The sequence below is a fragment of the Sphaerisporangium viridialbum genome (assembly GCF_049674955.1).
Classification (GTDB): Bacteria; Actinomycetota; Actinomycetes; order Streptosporangiales; family Streptosporangiaceae; genus Sphaerisporangium; species Sphaerisporangium viridialbum.
In genome coordinates this window covers 1,010,884-1,026,263 of sequence record NZ_CP187232.1, presented here as the reverse complement: position 1 = coordinate 1,026,263, position 15,380 = coordinate 1,010,884, and the positions used below count along the sequence as shown (strand labels likewise).

Below are 15,380 nucleotides of genomic sequence, written 5' to 3'. Positions count from 1 at the left end.
ACGACTTGATGGCGTTTTCTGCCAGATTAGAGTTCGAGCATGACCATCCGTGTGGACATCCGGCAACGACTCGGCGACCAGGAGATGGCGGCGGTCGCCGCGCTGGTCGACGCCGCCACCGTAGCCGACTCGGTGCGGCCCCTCAACGAACATGTCATGCTCACCCTGCGCCACGGCGGCGACCCGGGCGCGAAGGCCATCCTGCTCTACGAGGATGACACGCTGGCGGGCCTCGCGCACGTCGACCCGGCCGACGAGGCAGAGGGTCCGAGCGGCGAGCTGGTCGTGCGTCCGTCCCACCGCCGGCGGGGCCTCGGGCGGCGGCTGGTCGAGGCGGCGCTGGCCGAGAGCGGCGGACGGCTGCGCCTGTGGGCGCACGGCGACCACCCGGAGGCCGCCCGGCTGGCCGTCTCCACGGGCTTCACCCGGGTGCGGTCCCTCTGGCGGATGCGCCGCTCGCTGCTCGAACCGCTTCCCACCGCGAAGCTGCCCGAGGGGGTACGGCTGCGCGCGTTCGAGCCCGGCGCGGACGAGGAGGCGTGGCTGGCGCTGAACGCGCGCGCGTTCGCCCACCATCCGGAGCAGGGCTCATGGACCAGGGACGACCTGGCGCTCCGCGAGCGGGAGCCGTGGTTCGACCCGGACGGCTTCTTCCTCGCCGTCCGCCCGGGCGAGCCGCCGAGCGGTCCGAGGCTCGCGGGCTTCCACTGGACCAAGGTGCACGACGGCGACGAAGGGCCCGGCGGGCACAAGGCGATCGGTGAGGTGTACGTCGTGGGGGTCGACCCCGCGGAGCAGGGCAGCGGCCTCGGCCGGGCGCTCACCCTGGCCGGGCTCGAGCACCTGCGGTCACGCGGGCTCGACCAGGTCATGCTCTACGTCGACGAGGACAACCCCTCGGCCATCCGCCTCTACGAGTCCCTCGGCTTCACCCGGTGGGACGTGGACGTGATGTACCGCCACGGGTGAAGCCGCCGTCGTGTGTCAATTGACACAGCCCGCCGCCGAGGGGACCGTCACGCTGTAAGCACGCGCATACCCCGGCGCGTGCCCGCCCCGCCGCCGACAAGCACAGCGAGGCACTACGTGACCAACTTCAACCCCGGCGGACCTGGCACGTTCTGGTCCCTTCTCGGCCACATCGAACGCGAGTCGCTGCACGCCATCGGCTGGGTCAGGGAGTTCGCCGCCCGCGAGACCCTCGGCGACCGCGACGCCCTGCCCGACAGCGTCACCGTCCTGCTCGACGGATACGCCAAGGAGGTGTACGGCTCGGCCGACGGCGACGAGTCCCTCATCGAGATCTTCGGCCCCGGTCACCTGGAGGGCGAGCTCGCCCTCTGGGACTGGCCGCACCGGGGGCGCATCGAGACCATGACCGCCGTGCGGGCCCTGCAGGTCCCCAAGGACAGGTTCGTGAACTTCCTGGCCGAGGAGCTGTCCGCGGGGGCCGCGCTGATGAAGAGCCTCGGCCACCGCCGCGTGCTCGTCGCCCGGCGGCGCGCCCCCGGTCCCGGCGTGCGCGCGCCGGCCAGGATCGCCCTCCATCTGATCGAGCTGGCCCTGCGCTTCGGACGCCCCTCGGGCACCGGCGTGGTGATCGGCCCGCCGCTCACGCAGACCGACCTCGCGAGCTTCGCCGGGGTCGACCGCGTCGCCGTGGCCCGCGCGTTCCACGTGTGGCGGCCCAAGGGGTCCCGCGCCACCTGCGCCCACCCGCACACCGACCTCATCGAGCAGCACGGGTCGACGATCCGGGTGAAGGACATGGACGCCCTCCGCGCGGTCGCCGGGCCGTGGGCGGCCGAATGGGACTCGGCCCCGTTGATCGCCAACGGGACCCTCGGCAGGACGGCCGCCAAGCGCCAGGTCCCCGCGATCAGGATCCCCGCCACCGGCACGGGCCCGGCGCAGCTTCCCCCGGTGGTGCCGTGCTTCACCGGCAGGGGCGCCGCGATCCAGACCCTGGACACCATGGTCACGGCGGCGAACCGTCCGCGCGCGGTGATCGTCGAGGGCATGGCGGGGGTCGGCAAGTCCGCCCTCGCGACGTACTGGGGCCAGTCGGTGAAGGACGAGCACTTCAGCGGCGGCCAGCTCTACCTGGACCTGCACGGCGCCCCCAGCCGGCCGCTGACGACCGCAGAGGCCATCGGGCAGCTGCTGCGCGGCCTCGGCGTCAGCGGGCACCAGATGCCGGTGGACGAGCACGAGCTCGTGTCCGCCTACCAGCGCCGGCTCGCCGACCGGCGGCTGCTGATCGTGGTGGAGAACGCAGGCGAGAACCCCGAGCTGATCAGGCCGCTCATTCCGCCCTCCAACCGGTGCCTCCTGCTCGTCACCACCCAGGCGAGGCTGGCCGGGCAGCCCGGGCTCACCCGCGCCGACGGCGTCGAGCCGCTGCCGCTGGACGTCATGGCCGAGGAGGAGGCCGTCCAGCTGATGGCCGCCGTCCTCGGCCCCGGCGACTCGCGGGTCCGCGAGAACCCGTCGGACGCCACCCGGCTCGTACGGCAGTGCGCCATGCTGCCGCTCGCCCTGCGGATCACCGCAGCCAAGCTGGTGGAGAACCCCGCGGAGCAGATCGCCGACACCGTGCGCGACCTGGACGGCCAGGACCGGCTGTCCAAGCTCGCGCAGGACGACGAGCCACGCGCGGCCGTACGGCCGGCCTTCGAGGTGTCCTACCGGGCGCTGCCCCCGGACCTGCGCCGCACCTTCCGCTACCTCGGCCTGATGACCGGCCCGGACGTCGGCGCCGAGTCCTGCGCGGCGCTGCTTGACGAAGCGGTGCCCGACACCCTGCGCCGCCTGCGGGCCCTCGACCGCCTGCACCTGGTCGCCGGCAAGGAGGATCCGGGCGACGGCAGGGCCGAGCGGTTCATGGTGCACGACCTGCTCCTGGTCTTCGCCAAGGAGCGCGTGCTGCTGGAGGACAGCGAGTCCGAGCGGACGGGGGCCGTCCGGCGCCTGCTGACGCACTACCTCGCCACCGCGATGCGGGCCGGGGACGCGCTCGGACGTCCGAGACGCGTCCTGCACGACCGCGCCGTCTCGCCGCCCGCCACCTCCGACGCCGAGCGCGAGCGGCACTTCACCTGGTTCGAGAGCGAGCGCAGGAACGTGGTCGCCGCCGCGCACCAGGCGGCCAGGCACGGGCTGCACTCCTACGCCTTCAACCTGGCCGACGCGGTGTACGACTTCATGACCTCGCGCGGCTACATGAGGGACGTCATCGACGTGCACAAGGCGGGGCTGGCGTCGGCACAGGCCGTGGACGAGTGGCCCGCGACCGCCCAGATGCTGCACCACCTCGCGATCGCCCACCGCAGCATCGGCCAGAACGTCAAGGCGCTCAGCTACGGCGAGGACGCGCGATGGGGCTTCCGGCGGCTCGGCGACAGCCTCGGGGAGGCCAACGCCCTGGACAACCTGGCCGACGTGCGCGGCGTGCTCGGCCGCTACCGCCTGGCCATCGAGCACTCGGAGGAGTCCCTGCGCCTGCACCGGCTGGCCGACAACAAGGCGGGCGAGGCCGAGGCGCTCGACACGATCTCGCAGAACCTGCGCAGGCTCGGCGAGTACGTCAGCGCCGAGGACCACGCGCTTCGGGCGCTGAGCATCCGCAGGGCGATCAAGGACGGCGCCGGCGAGGCGGAGACGCTGCTCAACTTGGCACGCCTGCACTACTTCTGGGGCGCGCCCCGCGAGGCCGTCGTCCGGGGGTTGCAGGCGTTGTCGCTCCGCATCGACCTGGCCATGCGCCTCGACCTCGGCGACGAGCCGCAGTCCGCCGACCCGTACCGCGAGCTGGCCCGCATCCACCGGCAGCTCGGGCTGCGCGACCTGGCCCGCCGCGACGCCGAGCACGCCCTGCGCGTCTCCCGGGCCAGCGGCGACCGGCACGGCGAGGGCGAGACCCTCATCATCCTCGGCAAGCTGCTGCGCGACGAGGGCGCGCACGCCGAGGCCCTGTCCCGCCTCTGGCGCGCCGTACGGCTCGCGCACGAGATCGGCCACAAGCGGGGCGAGGCGGAGGCGCGGGCGGCCATCGGCGTCGTGTACTTCAAGCTCGGGCGGTACGCCGAGTCGCGCGAGCACCTCAACCTCGCGCTGGAGATCCGCAGGGAGATCGCCGACCGGGCCGGGGAGGCGCAGGACCTGGAGAACCTCTCCAGGACCCTGCGGCGCCTGGCCCGCTACGAGGACGCCCTCCAGCACGGCTTACAGGCCCTCAAGCTGTGGAGGGAGCTGGACGTACCGACCGGCGAGGCGCGCACCCTCGGCGGCCTCGCACGCACGTACGCGCGGCTCGGGCTCCAGCAGGACGCGCTCCGGGCCGCCGAGACGTCGCTGTCCATCCGGGAACGGCACGGAGACGGCATGGGCGTCGGCCTGGACACCATGGCGCGCATCATGCTGCGCATGGGCAGGCCCGAGCAGGCCCTGGACAAGGCCGTGCAGGCCATTCGGGCGATCCGCGAGACGGGCGACCGGCAGTACGAGGGGTCCGCCGTCAACAACCTGGCGCGGATCTTCCTCGCCCTCGACCGCCCCGACGAGGCCGAGAAGTACGCGAGGGAAGCGCTGGAGATCGTCAAGGAGGCGGGTGACCTGCGGGAGCAGGCGGCGTGCCGGCACACGCTGGGGTTGATCTCGCAGCACCGCGGCGACCACGCGGGGGCGCTGCGCGACCTGGACGAGAACCTACGGCTCCACCGCGAGACCGGGAACCACTCCGGCCAGATGGAGGCGCTGCGCGCGCTGCGCCTGTCGCACGAGGCCATCGGCAACGTACGCGAGGTGCAGGAATGTGAGCAGCGCATCCACAACATCGAGCGCTGGCTGGGTGGCTCCTGAGTCTTACCCGTTCGAGGCCGGGGGCCTACTCCACGATCCAGTGCCGGGGGCTTACTCCACGATCCAGTGGAGGATGAAGTAGGACAGCGCGGCCACGAGCGCCGCCGCCGGGATGGTGAGGACCCACGCCGTGATGATGTTCCCCGCGACGCCCCACCGGACCGCCGACAGGCGCTTGGTCGCGCCGACGCCCATGATGGCGCTGGTGATCGTGTGGGTGGTGGAGATCGGCGCCTTGGCGGCGATGGCCATCGTGTACAGCACGATGGAGGCCGCCGTCTCGGCCGCGAACCCCTGCGCGGGGGTGAGGTGGATGATCCTGCGCCCCAGCGTCCGCATGATGCGCCAGCCACCCGAGTAGGTGCCCAGCGAGATCGCGGCGGCCGCCGCGAGAATGACCCACTGCGGGATCGGGTCCTTGGCGGCGACGTAGCCGCCGGTGTAGAGCGCGAGGAAGATGACGCCCATCGTCTTCTGGGCGTCCTGGAGGCCGTGGCCGAGCGCCATGGCCGCGGCGGAGACCGTCTGGGCGTACCGGAAGTTCTTGCCCGCCTTGTGGGGGTTCGCCCGCCGGAAGATCCAGAGAATGGCGATCATGATGAGGGCTCCCAGCAGGAAGCCGACGATCGGGGAGAGGACCATCGGGATGACGACCTTCTCCACCACACCGCTCCAGTGGATCGTGCTGGAGGCGGCGAGAGCGGACCCCACCAGGCCGCCGATCAGCCCGTGACTGCTCGACGAGGGCAGTCCGAAGTACCACGTGATGAGGTTCCACGTGATCGCGCCGATCAGACCGGCACCCACGATGACCAGGCCGTGCGAGCCCGTCGGCGGCTCGATGATGCCCGTGCCGACGGTCCTGGCCACCTCGGTGCTGATGTGCGCGCCGACGAAGTTCATGCCGGCGGCCATGAAGAGCGCGGCACGGGGAGTTAGAGCGCGGGTCGAGACCGAGGTCGCGATCGCGTTCGCGGCGTCGTGGAAGCCGTTGGTGTAGTCGAATACCAGGGCTATGACGATGACGCCGATGACAAGTGCGAGCTCCACTTAGCTTTCCTTGACCGCGATCGACTCGATCGTGTTCGCCACGTGCTCGAAGGCGTCGGCGGCCATCTCAAGCTGGTCGATGACCTCCTTCATCTTCATGACGGTGAGTGCGTCGTACTCACCGCCGAAGAGCTTGGCGAGCAGGCGTCGGTAGACCTGGTCGGCCTGGTTCTCCAGGCGGTTGATCTCGATCCAGTACTCGTTGAGGTTGCTCATCGACCGGAGCCGGGGCATGGCCTCGGCGGTCAGCTCCGCCGCCCGCTCCAGCACCTCGACCTGGCGTACGACCTCCTTCGGGAGGTGGTCGATCTGGTAGAGGCCGATGAGATCGGCGGCGGCCTCCATGTAGTCCATGACGTCGTCGAGATTCGACGCGAGACGATAGATGTCCTCGCGGTCGAACGGCGTGATGAAGCTCTCGTTGAGGCGGTTCATGATCGCATGAGTACGCTCGTCGCCCGCGTGCTCGCAGGCACGCATCTTCTCGGCCAGGGCTTCCCTGTCCGAGCCGTCGCTGATGATCTCCACCAGTAGACGGGATGCGGTGACGAGGTTGTTCGCCGAGTCGGCGAACAAGTCGTAATAGCTGTCCTCACGAGGCGTGAGACGCAGGCGCACGTCGTTCTCCAGATGTGCGGGGACGGTCCGCAGAGAAGAGTAAGGGGTACCGGCTGAAATGCGAAGTTCGTAACATGCACTCCCGCTTGTAACCTTCTCTTCTCCTAGGCGCTGCCCTCCGTTCGTACGTTGACACCGAGGCATCGCAAAATGCGCGACGCATGTTCCCGGTCTGACGGATGCGCGGCCCGAACCCGGATGGCTTCCGAACCACGCACCTCACATACGAGCACCGGCCGGCCCCTGACCGGCCCGCGCTCGAACCAAGCATCACCCACAGACGGCACCCGCGACCACCCGGCCACGCCTCTCCCCGAAGACGCAGGCGCGACCACAGACCCCAGCATCACCCACTGGGCGCACCGGTGACCACCGAATCGCGGGTCGTCCACCGGACCACGCCCCCGACCAGCGACCCCGTAGAGGCCTTTGGCGCGGCTTGATGCCCTTCTTGACGCACCTTGGGGGCTTTGGGGGCTCTTGGGGCTCTTGCGGGTATCGCTCACCGTACGCCCTCGTCAAAGACCCACTAGCGACAGGGCCCACCCGAGAGCCCCACCGGGCCCGAGGAGCATCCCCAGCGACCGCCCGGCAATGGCGGCGGTCGGCGTGAACTGGCGTGGCGACCGCCGCGGCCGTTCAAGCCAGTAGTACTGAGGCGAACCGCCGGCGATCACATCCGGGTGCGGTGGAAGTTGAGGAAAGACCGGCTCGGGGTCGGCCCACGCTGCCCTTGGTACCGCGACCCGTACTTCAGGCTCCCGTACGGATGCTCGGCCGGAGAGCTGAGCCGGAACATGCACAGCTGCCCGATCTTCATCCCCGGCCACAGCTTGATCGGCAGCGTGGCGACATTGGAGAGCTCAAGGGTTACGTGCCCCTCGAAGCCCGGATCGATGAAGCCGGCCGTCGAGTGCGTGAGCAGCCCGAGCCGCCCGAGGCTCGACTTGCCTTCCAGCCTGCCGGCGATGTCGTCAGGAAGACCGATCACCTCGTACGTGGAGGCCAGGACGAACTCCCCCGGGTGCAGAATGAACGGCTCGTCCCCATCGGGCTCCACCAGCCGCGTCAGCTCGGGCTGCTCCACCGCTGGATCGATGTGGGGGTACCGGTGGTTCTCGAACACCCGGAAGTACCGATCGAGCCTCACGTCGACGCTCGACGGCTGGATCATCTCTACGTCAAACGGGTCAATCTTGACCCTCTCCAACTCGATCTCGGCGCAGATGTCACGATCGGATAGCAGCACCTAAGCAACCTACCAACGCGAACGACGAAGGACCTCTCCCTCCAGGCGGCCACCCATCTCCAGGCGGCCACCCATCTCCTGGCGGCCATCCATCCCCTGGCGGCCACCCGTCTCGCCAGGCGGCCACGCATCTCTCCAGACGGCCGCCCACCCCTCCCCTCACCGCCCCGACGCCGATCACGCATGGACTTCACCGGGAGGAGGTGACACGCCCGAAGTTCCGCTAGAGTAGGTGCGTCGTCAGTCACCTGATCGACGCGGGTGTAGTTCAATGGCAGAACATCAGCTTCCCAAGCTGACAGCGCGGGTTCGATTCCCGTCACCCGCTCCAACCACGAAGGCCCAGGTCAGAGGATAATTCCTGACCCGGGCGCTAATCGCTCTTCCGTGCCCGCTGCGTGCCCGATCCACTCGGATCTTGCTTCTTGAGAGCTTCCTCGGCGAGCTTCCCGAGCGCGTCAGCGATGGCCCGATCCCGCTCCATCGCGGTGTGCTGATAGATCAAGGCGGCCCTAACCGGGCCGCACGCGCCGCCGTCACGGCACACGCCGCCGCCTCCCGCTGGCGCTCCCGGCGGACAGCGCGCAAAGAACGCCGGACGGCTGGCGCGGACGAGTGGAAGGCCGCCAGGCGACAGTACGAGTCCCGCTCACAGGGGTGTCGGGCTGAGCTGGAAGTGCCCGCCAGGTGCCGGCCACGCGTGGTGATGCCTCCGGCGGGGGGATTTCGCCGCAGGTAGCGGCACGGTGTGATTTGTCCAGGGTGGACTGGGGTCTGACAGCAAGGCGTGTGAACTCATTGTTCGGACTCTTGAGCGCAGGGCCAGGCCTGACGCCTCGGCAGGTCGGAGCAGCGCCGATCGCTTGTCCGTCTTACGAACATCGCTGTCCGCTGTGAGCCTGTCGCGGCGAGCGCCGGCTTCCTAGTGTCGCTGTCGACCACGAAGTGTCGATATCGATCACGAAGTGTCGATATCGATCACGACAGGAGGACGCGACGACCGTGACCACGATTGATCTGCAAACCCTCGCCGGCCACTACGCCGAGCACGGGTACGTTCTGGTGAAGGGCCTGCTGACCAGGGATGAGGCGGCGGCGTACCGCCGGGTCGCCCATGACCTGCTCGGGCAGCCGGACCGAGACGAGGACCCGACCTGGGGTTCGGCCGCTGAGCTCGCGGCCGGTGCGCCGACGCGGCTGCAGCACCTGCATGACGCGCAGTTCTACGCGGCGGCGTTCTCCCGGTTGCTGGTGGATGAGCGGTTCACCTCCGTCGCCGCGGCCGTGCTGGGGGTGCCGAACGTACAGCTGCACCACACCAAACTGTTCGTGAAACCGCCGGAGAACGGCTCGCCGTTCCCGTTGCACCAGGACCACCCGTTCTTCCCCCACACCCATCATCGGGTCGGCGCCGCGATATTCCACCTGGACGACGCGCCGGAGCACAAGGGCTGCGTCCGCGTCGTGCCGGGCAGCCACCTCCAGGGGCCGCGGGAGCACGACCCCGAGGGTGGCCATCACCTCACCGACGTACCGTTCGAGGCCGCGGTGCCACTGCCCGCGGAGGCGGGGGACGTGCTGTTCTTCTCCTACCTGACCGTTCACGGCTCGGGTGTGAACGTCAGCGACGAGGCCAGGACCACCTGGCTGGTGCAGTTCCGCGACCCGGCCGACCCGCTGGCGATCCAGGCGCACGACTCGTCACTGGGGCAGGGCATGATGCTGTCGGGAGTGGACCCGACAGGCAGGAGACAGGCTTGAGTTTGGCGGACGTGGCCGGTGCCGGTCGGCTGCCCGACCTGACCGGCCTGCTGGACACCTGCCAGGTCGGAGGGTTCAGGGCTGACTTCGTCAGCTGGGGGTTCTACACCAAGCCCGCCTGGCGCAACTACTGGCACCGGCACTCCTTCCACGAGGTTTGCCTGGCCTACACCGGTGCAGGCCGGTTCAGCGTCGGCGGGGAACACCATGACGTCGGCACCGGTGAGGTGTTCCTGGCCAGGCCGGGTGATGTGCACGAGATCGAGTCGAGCCGGGAGGACCCGCTCGGCATCGCCTTCTGGGGCTTTACCCTGCGGGGCGGCCGGGAGGCTCCGGGTCCGGACGAGCGTGGCTGGTGGTCCGGCCTCACCGACCCCGCCGGTCCCGTGGTGTCGCGCCGTACCGGCTCACTGGCCGAGGTCGTCACCGCACTCGCCGGGTACGCCGACCCGGTGCGGTCCGGGTACGACGCCGGCCTGGCCGGTCTCGGCGCCGCGCTGGTGGTGGACACCGCCAGGGCGTTCGCGAACGAGGACGACCTGCAGGTCGAGCCGCCTCCCAGGGACCGGCCGTCCCAGGTGGTGGCGGCGATGCGGCGGCACCTCGCCGACAACCTGTGCCGGCCGGTCAGGGTCAGGGATGTGGCCGCCACCGTCCACCTGTCCGAACGGCACGCCGAGCGGCTGTTTCGCGAGCAGACAGGCGCGTCCCTGATGGCGACCCTGCGCAGGATGCGGCTCGAGCTGGCCGCCGCCCTGCTGCTAGACACGGGTCCCACGGTGACGGAGGTGGCCAGGGCGTGCGGCTACCCCGACGTCCGCGCCTTCAGCACGGCTTTCCGCCGCCTGCACGGACACTCACCGCTTGAGCACCGCGCCCGCAGCGGAACCCTGCACCTTTGACCTCCTCCCCAACCTGAAGGCCGGGGATTCTCCCGTCGCGTCGCGGTTAAGCGGCGCGCGGGGGTTGACGCTTCACAGACCGGGTAGCCCCGAGGTCTCCACGCCCTGACACCGCAAGCCCTGCGGTGTTGTTGATGTTGATCGCGGCGTTGGTGTCGGCATGGCCGACCCACCCGCACGCGGGATTAACGCAGGCGAACACGGTTTTGTTGCGGCTGGCCCGGTCGCGGTGACCGCACCGGTGGCAGGTCTTTGAGGTGTGCGCGGACTTCGAAACCGAACTGGCCGAGTTCAACGGCGGGGACAATCACGTCCGCCTGCTGGTCAACTTCCCGCCCAAGGTCGCCCTGTCCAAGCTGGTCAACTCACTGAAGGGGGTGGCGTCCCGGCGGATGCGCCAAGAGTTCCCCGACCTGGCCGCCCACTACTACCGGGCCAACAAGCTGTGGTCGGGGTCCTACTTCGCCGGGAGCGTCGGCGGTGCGCCGTTGTCGATCGTGCGCCAGTACATCGAGCAGCAAAACCGCCCGGCCTAGAGCACGCTCGGGCCTGGCGGCCCTCCCGCGCGGGCCTTCACCCCCGGCCTGAAGGCCGGAGCACTAGCCCGCATTCCGGTAGCGATCTCCAACGCGGGCCAGCGCCTACCCACGGGGTGCCGACGGATCATTGGGGTAGGGGGTGGACCTGCAACGGAACCGGATCGCACGCTAAGCCGGTTCGGGCAGGTCAGTGACGGTGTCCAGAGCCGCTCACGCGGGGACCTTGGCGTGCGTTTCGGTTCCGCCGCAGCCGGGATAGGCACTCTTAATGTCTTCGGGAGATACCAGATCCGGATCGTTGCTATATGCGATGTACACGTGGGGGTCGGTGACCCGGCTCAGACGGAGCTTGAACTTAAGGACGGTCTTCCACTTCTTCTTGTGACCGAACTTCACCTCTAGACGGACCGTCTGATCACGCAGCTCAGGTGAGGCCCCAGCGAACGGCGCACCGAAGTCTGGAAACACCTCAACGACCGATCGACCGTAGACCGAGAAGACGGCCGGGAGGTCCTTGAAGTCACCCGTGTCGGGGCGGACCTGCAGTTCCATGCGTCATACCCGACTCTGTCGCTATTGCCGCTTCTGGGATCACGAAGCTTAGGCTTCGGAAGGACTCGCGCCATCCCGGGTCGCGTGCCAGATGCGTGCCAGATTGAACGGCGATCAGCGGGAACTGACAGGGAGTCACGGGGACTCGACCCGCGCTGAGCAGCACCCCCTGTTCCCCAGCTCAGAGGGAGTCAGCCGATTCCCAAGTTGACAGCGCGGGTTCGATTCCCGTCACCCGCTCCACGCGTATTTGACCAGGTCAGCGAAGCACTTCCGGTAGAAGCGTGAACGCTGGCACATGTCGAGGGCGGATCAGCGTGAAGTCACGCCGGTCCAGCGTCGCAATCTGAGTGACATTTAGTCGTTCCGCGATGGCAACCAGGGACACGTCAGCGGGGTCCAGTCGAGCGTCTCGGTAGGCGCGGACAAGTTCTGCCATTCTCCGCACATCGGCTGGCACCAGGTCGACTAGTTCAAACTCCTCGGTCGCCAGATCAAGAAACTGCGCATGCACGCGAGGTCCCATGTGCCTGTTAATGGTCCATCCGGCCTCGATCAAGATAGTCGAAGGCAGCAGGAGCGGCCCCTCCAACTCTTCAAGGAGACTCACGCATGAGGCATGGTGCTTGTCATCTCGATCGACGACAGCGATCAAAGGGCCTGTGTCCAAGAGCGTGGCAGTCACGTTGACCGATTGAACCGCTCCGCCAGCAGATCTTCGACCCGTTCGGACAGATCCCCTTCACCGGAGGCACCAATCCCCGCGATCGACAACCGCCGACGACGAACCGGCTCAGACGATTCCTCCTCCGCCACCTCAGCCAAGTCAGGATCTGTCTTCACCAAACGCAGGAGACGACGCGCCTGGTCCGGCGACAGCCGGTCCACCAGGTGATGAAGCTCCTCATGCGCATGCCCAGCGCTCATGGCCAAGAGTCTACGCAAGCGATTCTGCTTGCGTCAGTGACACGCCCTCTGGTCGGCTGCGCTGTCACTTCGTCGGCAGGAAGCTCTGCATCGAGGTCCGCGCCGTACCCGTCCGCATGACGGGTGCAAGGGCATGGGCTGATCCTCGAGCCATTAACCAGGGTGACGAGGGGTCAACCGCGGTCACTCAGGACCGGCCTGGGGCCCAGGTCAGTGGCCCTACGTGCGGTGATCGATGTACTTCCCAAGCTGACAGCGCGGGTTCGATTCCCGTCACCCGCTCCAACACCACGGCCCAGCTCAAGAATGCGATCTAGAGCTGGGCCTTCCTAGTTCCCTTAGCGCTGACGACTCCCGAGCAAGCCTGTCGCGGCGGAGGACCGCCACTGCCGGAGGAGCAGCTCCGCTACGACCTTCTGAGACAGGCCTCGGCGCTTACGGATCTCACTCAACTGGTCTCCGAGCTCCAGGTCACGGCCCGCCTGCTCATATTCGGGGTGGGACTGCGCATCCGCTTCCATCTCGCGCAGACGCTTCGCCTTGTAGGTTTCCCAACGACTGTGACCCATCATGCGCTCCTCTCGAACACGTGCGTGGTGGTTAGGTCGTGCTCTGCCTCGCACCGCTTCTTAGCAGCGATCGCTCGGTCGATGTCGGCTGTCTGCGTCCCGTCCTGGGTCTTGCGGAAGACCGTCAATACCACGATCACCTTGTTGGATGGCTTCCAGAAGGTCAACCGCCAGGTCGTGCGGTCGAGAGCAAAACGCAGCTCGTGCACACCTTCGGCATCCTTCAGCTTCTTCACGTGATCCCCATCAGGGATGCCGTCAGTGACGAGGTAGTCGTCTACGTTCCGCATAACCCGCTGGTAGAACGGGGGGTCAAGGTCGTTCGTCCGGTGGGGCGGTCCACCTTGACCCCCTGGCCCTGTCCCGCTTCCCCTTCGGGCGGTCGACGGCAGACGGGATGATCAGACAGGCGAAGTCCAGGCGGTGCGCCCAAGCCCGACTCCACGGTCTGACCGTCGTGCCATTAGCGTGCCATTAACCCCGGTATACGAGGGGTCAACCACGGTCACTCGGGACCGGCCTACCGCCCAGGTCAGCGGCCCTACGTGCGGTGATCGATGTACTTCCCAAGCTGACAGCGCGGGTTTGATTCCCGCCCCACACCCGAGGCGAGAAGCCGGCCCACTCCTTCGATCTTCACCGGCGCCAGGGTGCAAGAACAAGACTGTTTTTGGCTGCTCAGACTCGTGAGACTGCTGGGCATGACCATCTTCAGCCAGTACGACTCTGCTGATCTCGCTCGTCGGCTCGCGCATGTCCGCTGGATCGCTGGCGGTACCGGCGCCGGCAAGAGCACCCTCACCCGGGTCTTGGCCGAACGGCATGGCGCGCTCGTGTATGACGGCGACCACGCCGAACGTGGCTACATCGACCGGTGCACCCCGCAGCAACAGCCCTACCTATGCGCGTTGCTGCGGACTCCCCTGGAACACAGATGGACGGGCCGCACCGCGGAGGAGATCTTCCAGGCCATGCCCAGCCTGCACGGCGAGACATTCGGATTCGTCATCGAAGACTTGCTTACCCTGCCCGCCGACCGTCCCGTGCTCGTTGACGACTTCCGTACCCTGCCCGGCGATGTCGCGCCACTGCTGAAGCGGCGTGAGCAAGCCGCCTTTCTCCTGCCGACACCCGAATTCCGTCGCCGGGCATTGGTCGCCCGATTCGCCGATCCAGCCCGAGCACAAGCCAACTGGGGAAACAGCGACCATGCCATCGCATTGGCGAAGCGACTGGCCCGCGACGAACTGTGGGATGAAGAGGCGCGACGCCAGGCCCTCGAACTCGATCTGCCGGTCCTGCGTGTCGACGGCTCTCGAAACGTCGCCAACTTGGCCGACGAACTGGCCACAATGTTTCACCTGACCGCGGTCTAGCCGAAGCACCGATGAGCGCTGACTGCGTCAGCTGGCAGCCACCCCACGGCGGCACCAGGGCACACGGCTTGATCCACACACAGAGCCTGGTATGGGTAGCTTTGTTACCGCACCGGAAGACCGATCGCGTATGGCATCACGTGAGGGATCCCCACGTCGTGGCCTGATCATCGTGCAATTGGCGTGCAATTAGACAGGGTGACGAGGGGCCAACCACGGTCACTCACGACCGGCCCGAAGCCCAGCTCAGCGCCCCTACAAGCCGTGATGCATACACTTCCCAAGCCGACAGCGCGGGTTCGATTCTCGTCACCCGCTCCAACCACTGCGCTTAGCGCAGCAGATCAGGGTCATGCTTATGGAGCACGGGCTCAGGATGAGCGCGGCACCAGTCAACAACGCGATACGTAATGCGGTCGAAGGGCTCATCATCGGTGAGCGGCTGCTCAAAGTCGGCCAAGCGATCCAGATCCACGGCCAGCCTCTTCAAGGTCTCCGCACTGAATAACCCTGACCCGATGAGCTTCTCACGCAGGTAGACCACGAGACGCTCGTGGTGCTCGTCCCAGTTCACGTTGCCGTTGCGCTGAGCCTCGTCCCTGAGTTTTTCCACCGCCCGCAGCAACTCGCCCTGGACACTGTCCGCCTGCCCCCGACGCGGTACATGGGTCTTCCAGATGTGTCGAGCATCAATGGCATACTGCGAATCCATGCGGGCGACCATACAACCCACAGCCTCCGGTTGGTGCTCCAACTTCGGATAGTCAGGCGGGCGAGGTGTGCGTGCCGCGCATGAAAGAAGTGGTCACGGGGCCGATCGTCGGGCCATTAGCCAGGTGACGAGGGGTCAATCACGGTCACTCACGGCCAGCCGAACGCCCAGTTCAGCCGACCCACGTGCCGTGATCGATGCACTTCCCAAGCCGACAGCGCGGGTTCGATTTCCATCACCCGCTCACACACGAAGGCCCAGGTCA

At 67.8% G+C, this 15,380-nt stretch carries 14 protein-coding genes, 1 tRNA gene and 1 pseudogene; 7 read left to right on the top strand and 9 right to left on the bottom strand.

Annotated features, from left to right (window positions below; all coding sequences use genetic code 11):
• Window positions 1-39: 39 nt before the first annotated feature.
• A complete protein-coding gene (gene mshD / locus ACOZ38_RS04750) occupies window positions 40-969 on the top strand; it encodes a mycothiol synthase (RefSeq protein WP_424528982.1) in 930 nt (309 codons plus the stop codon).
• A gap of 117 nt (window positions 970-1,086) precedes the next feature.
• A complete protein-coding gene (locus ACOZ38_RS04745; protein ID WP_424528981.1) occupies window positions 1,087-4,860 on the top strand; it encodes a tetratricopeptide repeat protein in 3,774 nt (1,257 codons plus the stop codon).
• Window positions 4,861-4,911: 51 nt separating this feature from the next.
• Here the strand turns inward: ACOZ38_RS04745 and ACOZ38_RS04740 are convergent, their stop codons facing one another.
• The 3 genes from ACOZ38_RS04740 to dcd all read right to left on the bottom strand — a co-directional run bounded on the left by ACOZ38_RS04740 (window position 4,912) and on the right by dcd (window position 7,777).
• Window positions 4,912-5,910, bottom strand: a complete 999-nt coding sequence (locus ACOZ38_RS04740) for an anion permease (RefSeq protein ID WP_424528980.1) — start codon at window positions 5,908-5,910, stop codon at window positions 4,912-4,914.
• Window positions 5,911-6,528 carry a DUF47 domain-containing protein gene (locus tag ACOZ38_RS04735; protein WP_405144277.1) on the bottom strand — a complete coding sequence of 206 codons (618 nt, stop codon included), beginning with the start codon at window positions 6,526-6,528 and terminating at the stop codon, window positions 5,911-5,913.
• A 673-nt stretch (window positions 6,529-7,201) separates the two neighbouring features.
• Window positions 7,202-7,777: a dCTP deaminase gene (dcd, locus tag ACOZ38_RS04730; protein WP_405144276.1), complete on the bottom strand. Its 576-nt coding sequence runs from the start codon at window positions 7,775-7,777 to the stop codon at window positions 7,202-7,204.
• Between the two features lie 257 nt (window positions 7,778-8,034).
• Between dcd and ACOZ38_RS04725 the strand changes: the two genes are divergently transcribed.
• The 3 genes from ACOZ38_RS04725 to ACOZ38_RS04715 all read left to right on the top strand — a co-directional run bounded on the left by ACOZ38_RS04725 (window position 8,035) and on the right by ACOZ38_RS04715 (window position 10,440).
• Window positions 8,035-8,108: transfer RNA gene (locus ACOZ38_RS04725), tRNA-Gly, on the top strand.
• Between the two features lie 671 nt (window positions 8,109-8,779).
• Window positions 8,780-9,538 (top strand): phytanoyl-CoA dioxygenase family protein, encoded by a 759-nt coding sequence (locus ACOZ38_RS04720; RefSeq protein WP_424528979.1) that lies wholly within the window; start codon window positions 8,780-8,782, stop codon window positions 9,536-9,538.
• Window positions 9,535-10,440: a helix-turn-helix domain-containing protein gene (locus ACOZ38_RS04715; protein WP_424528978.1), complete on the top strand. Its 906-nt coding sequence runs from the start codon at window positions 9,535-9,537 to the stop codon at window positions 10,438-10,440. Before ACOZ38_RS04720 ends, ACOZ38_RS04715 begins: the two co-directional genes overlap by 4 nt.
• A 46-nt stretch (window positions 10,441-10,486) precedes the next feature.
• Here the strand turns inward: ACOZ38_RS04715 and ACOZ38_RS04710 are convergent, their stop codons facing one another.
• Window positions 10,487-10,735 (bottom strand): zinc ribbon domain-containing protein, encoded by a 249-nt coding sequence (locus tag ACOZ38_RS04710; protein WP_424528977.1) that lies wholly within the window; start codon window positions 10,733-10,735, stop codon window positions 10,487-10,489.
• Here ACOZ38_RS04710 and tnpA point away from each other — a divergent pair.
• Window positions 10,695-10,976: pseudogene (tnpA, locus tag ACOZ38_RS04705) on the top strand (IS200/IS605 family transposase); the annotation flags it as partial. The gene ACOZ38_RS04710 and the pseudogene tnpA overlap by 41 nt on opposite strands.
• Before the next feature lie 213 nt (window positions 10,977-11,189).
• Here the strand turns inward: tnpA and ACOZ38_RS04700 are convergent.
• The 4 genes from ACOZ38_RS04700 to ACOZ38_RS04685 all read right to left on the bottom strand — a co-directional run bounded on the left by ACOZ38_RS04700 (window position 11,190) and on the right by ACOZ38_RS04685 (window position 13,317).
• Window positions 11,190-11,531: a hypothetical protein gene (locus tag ACOZ38_RS04700; protein ID WP_424528976.1), complete on the bottom strand. Its 342-nt coding sequence runs from the start codon at window positions 11,529-11,531 to the stop codon at window positions 11,190-11,192.
• A gap of 259 nt (window positions 11,532-11,790) precedes the next feature.
• The gene (locus ACOZ38_RS04695) at window positions 11,791-12,216 is read right to left on the bottom strand and encodes a type II toxin-antitoxin system VapC family toxin (protein ID WP_424528975.1); all 426 of its coding nucleotides are present in this window, start codon (window positions 12,214-12,216) and stop codon (window positions 11,791-11,793) included.
• The gene (locus ACOZ38_RS04690; protein ID WP_358552672.1) at window positions 12,213-12,458 is read right to left on the bottom strand and encodes a hypothetical protein; all 246 of its coding nucleotides are present in this window, start codon (window positions 12,456-12,458) and stop codon (window positions 12,213-12,215) included. The genes ACOZ38_RS04695 and ACOZ38_RS04690 overlap by 4 nt, the downstream gene beginning before the upstream one ends.
• A gap of 568 nt (window positions 12,459-13,026) precedes the next feature.
• Window positions 13,027-13,317 carry a type II toxin-antitoxin system RelE/ParE family toxin gene (locus tag ACOZ38_RS04685; RefSeq protein ID WP_424528974.1) on the bottom strand — a complete coding sequence of 97 codons (291 nt, stop codon included), beginning with the start codon at window positions 13,315-13,317 and terminating at the stop codon, window positions 13,027-13,029.
• A gap of 411 nt (window positions 13,318-13,728) precedes the next feature.
• Here ACOZ38_RS04685 and ACOZ38_RS04680 point away from each other — a divergent pair, with 411 nt between their 5' ends.
• Window positions 13,729-14,403, top strand: a complete 675-nt coding sequence (locus ACOZ38_RS04680; protein ID WP_424528973.1) for a hypothetical protein — start codon at window positions 13,729-13,731, stop codon at window positions 14,401-14,403.
• A gap of 331 nt (window positions 14,404-14,734) precedes the next feature.
• On the opposite strand, the gene ACOZ38_RS04675 is transcribed toward ACOZ38_RS04680, so the two are convergent.
• Window positions 14,735-15,115 (bottom strand): hypothetical protein, encoded by a 381-nt coding sequence (locus ACOZ38_RS04675; RefSeq protein WP_424528972.1) that lies wholly within the window; start codon window positions 15,113-15,115, stop codon window positions 14,735-14,737.
• Window positions 15,116-15,380 lie beyond the last annotated feature (265 nt).

Bases quoted from the DNA above. Each gene is read 5' to 3' on its own strand.
- mshD (WP_424528982.1), top strand. From the start codon at position 40: ATGACCATCCGTGTGGACATCCGGCAACGACTCGGCGACCAGGAGATG.
- ACOZ38_RS04700 (WP_424528976.1), bottom strand. From the start codon at position 11,531: ATGGAACTGCAGGTCCGCCCCGACACGGGTGACTTCAAGGACCTCCCG.
- ACOZ38_RS04690 (WP_358552672.1), bottom strand. From the start codon at position 12,458: ATGAGCGCTGGGCATGCGCATGAGGAGCTTCATCACCTGGTGGACCGG.
- ACOZ38_RS04685 (WP_424528974.1), bottom strand. From the start codon at position 13,317: ATGCGGAACGTAGACGACTACCTCGTCACTGACGGCATCCCTGATGGG.
- ACOZ38_RS04680 (WP_424528973.1), top strand. From the start codon at position 13,729: ATGACCATCTTCAGCCAGTACGACTCTGCTGATCTCGCTCGTCGGCTC.
- ACOZ38_RS04675 (WP_424528972.1), bottom strand. From the start codon at position 15,115: ATGGATTCGCAGTATGCCATTGATGCTCGACACATCTGGAAGACCCAT.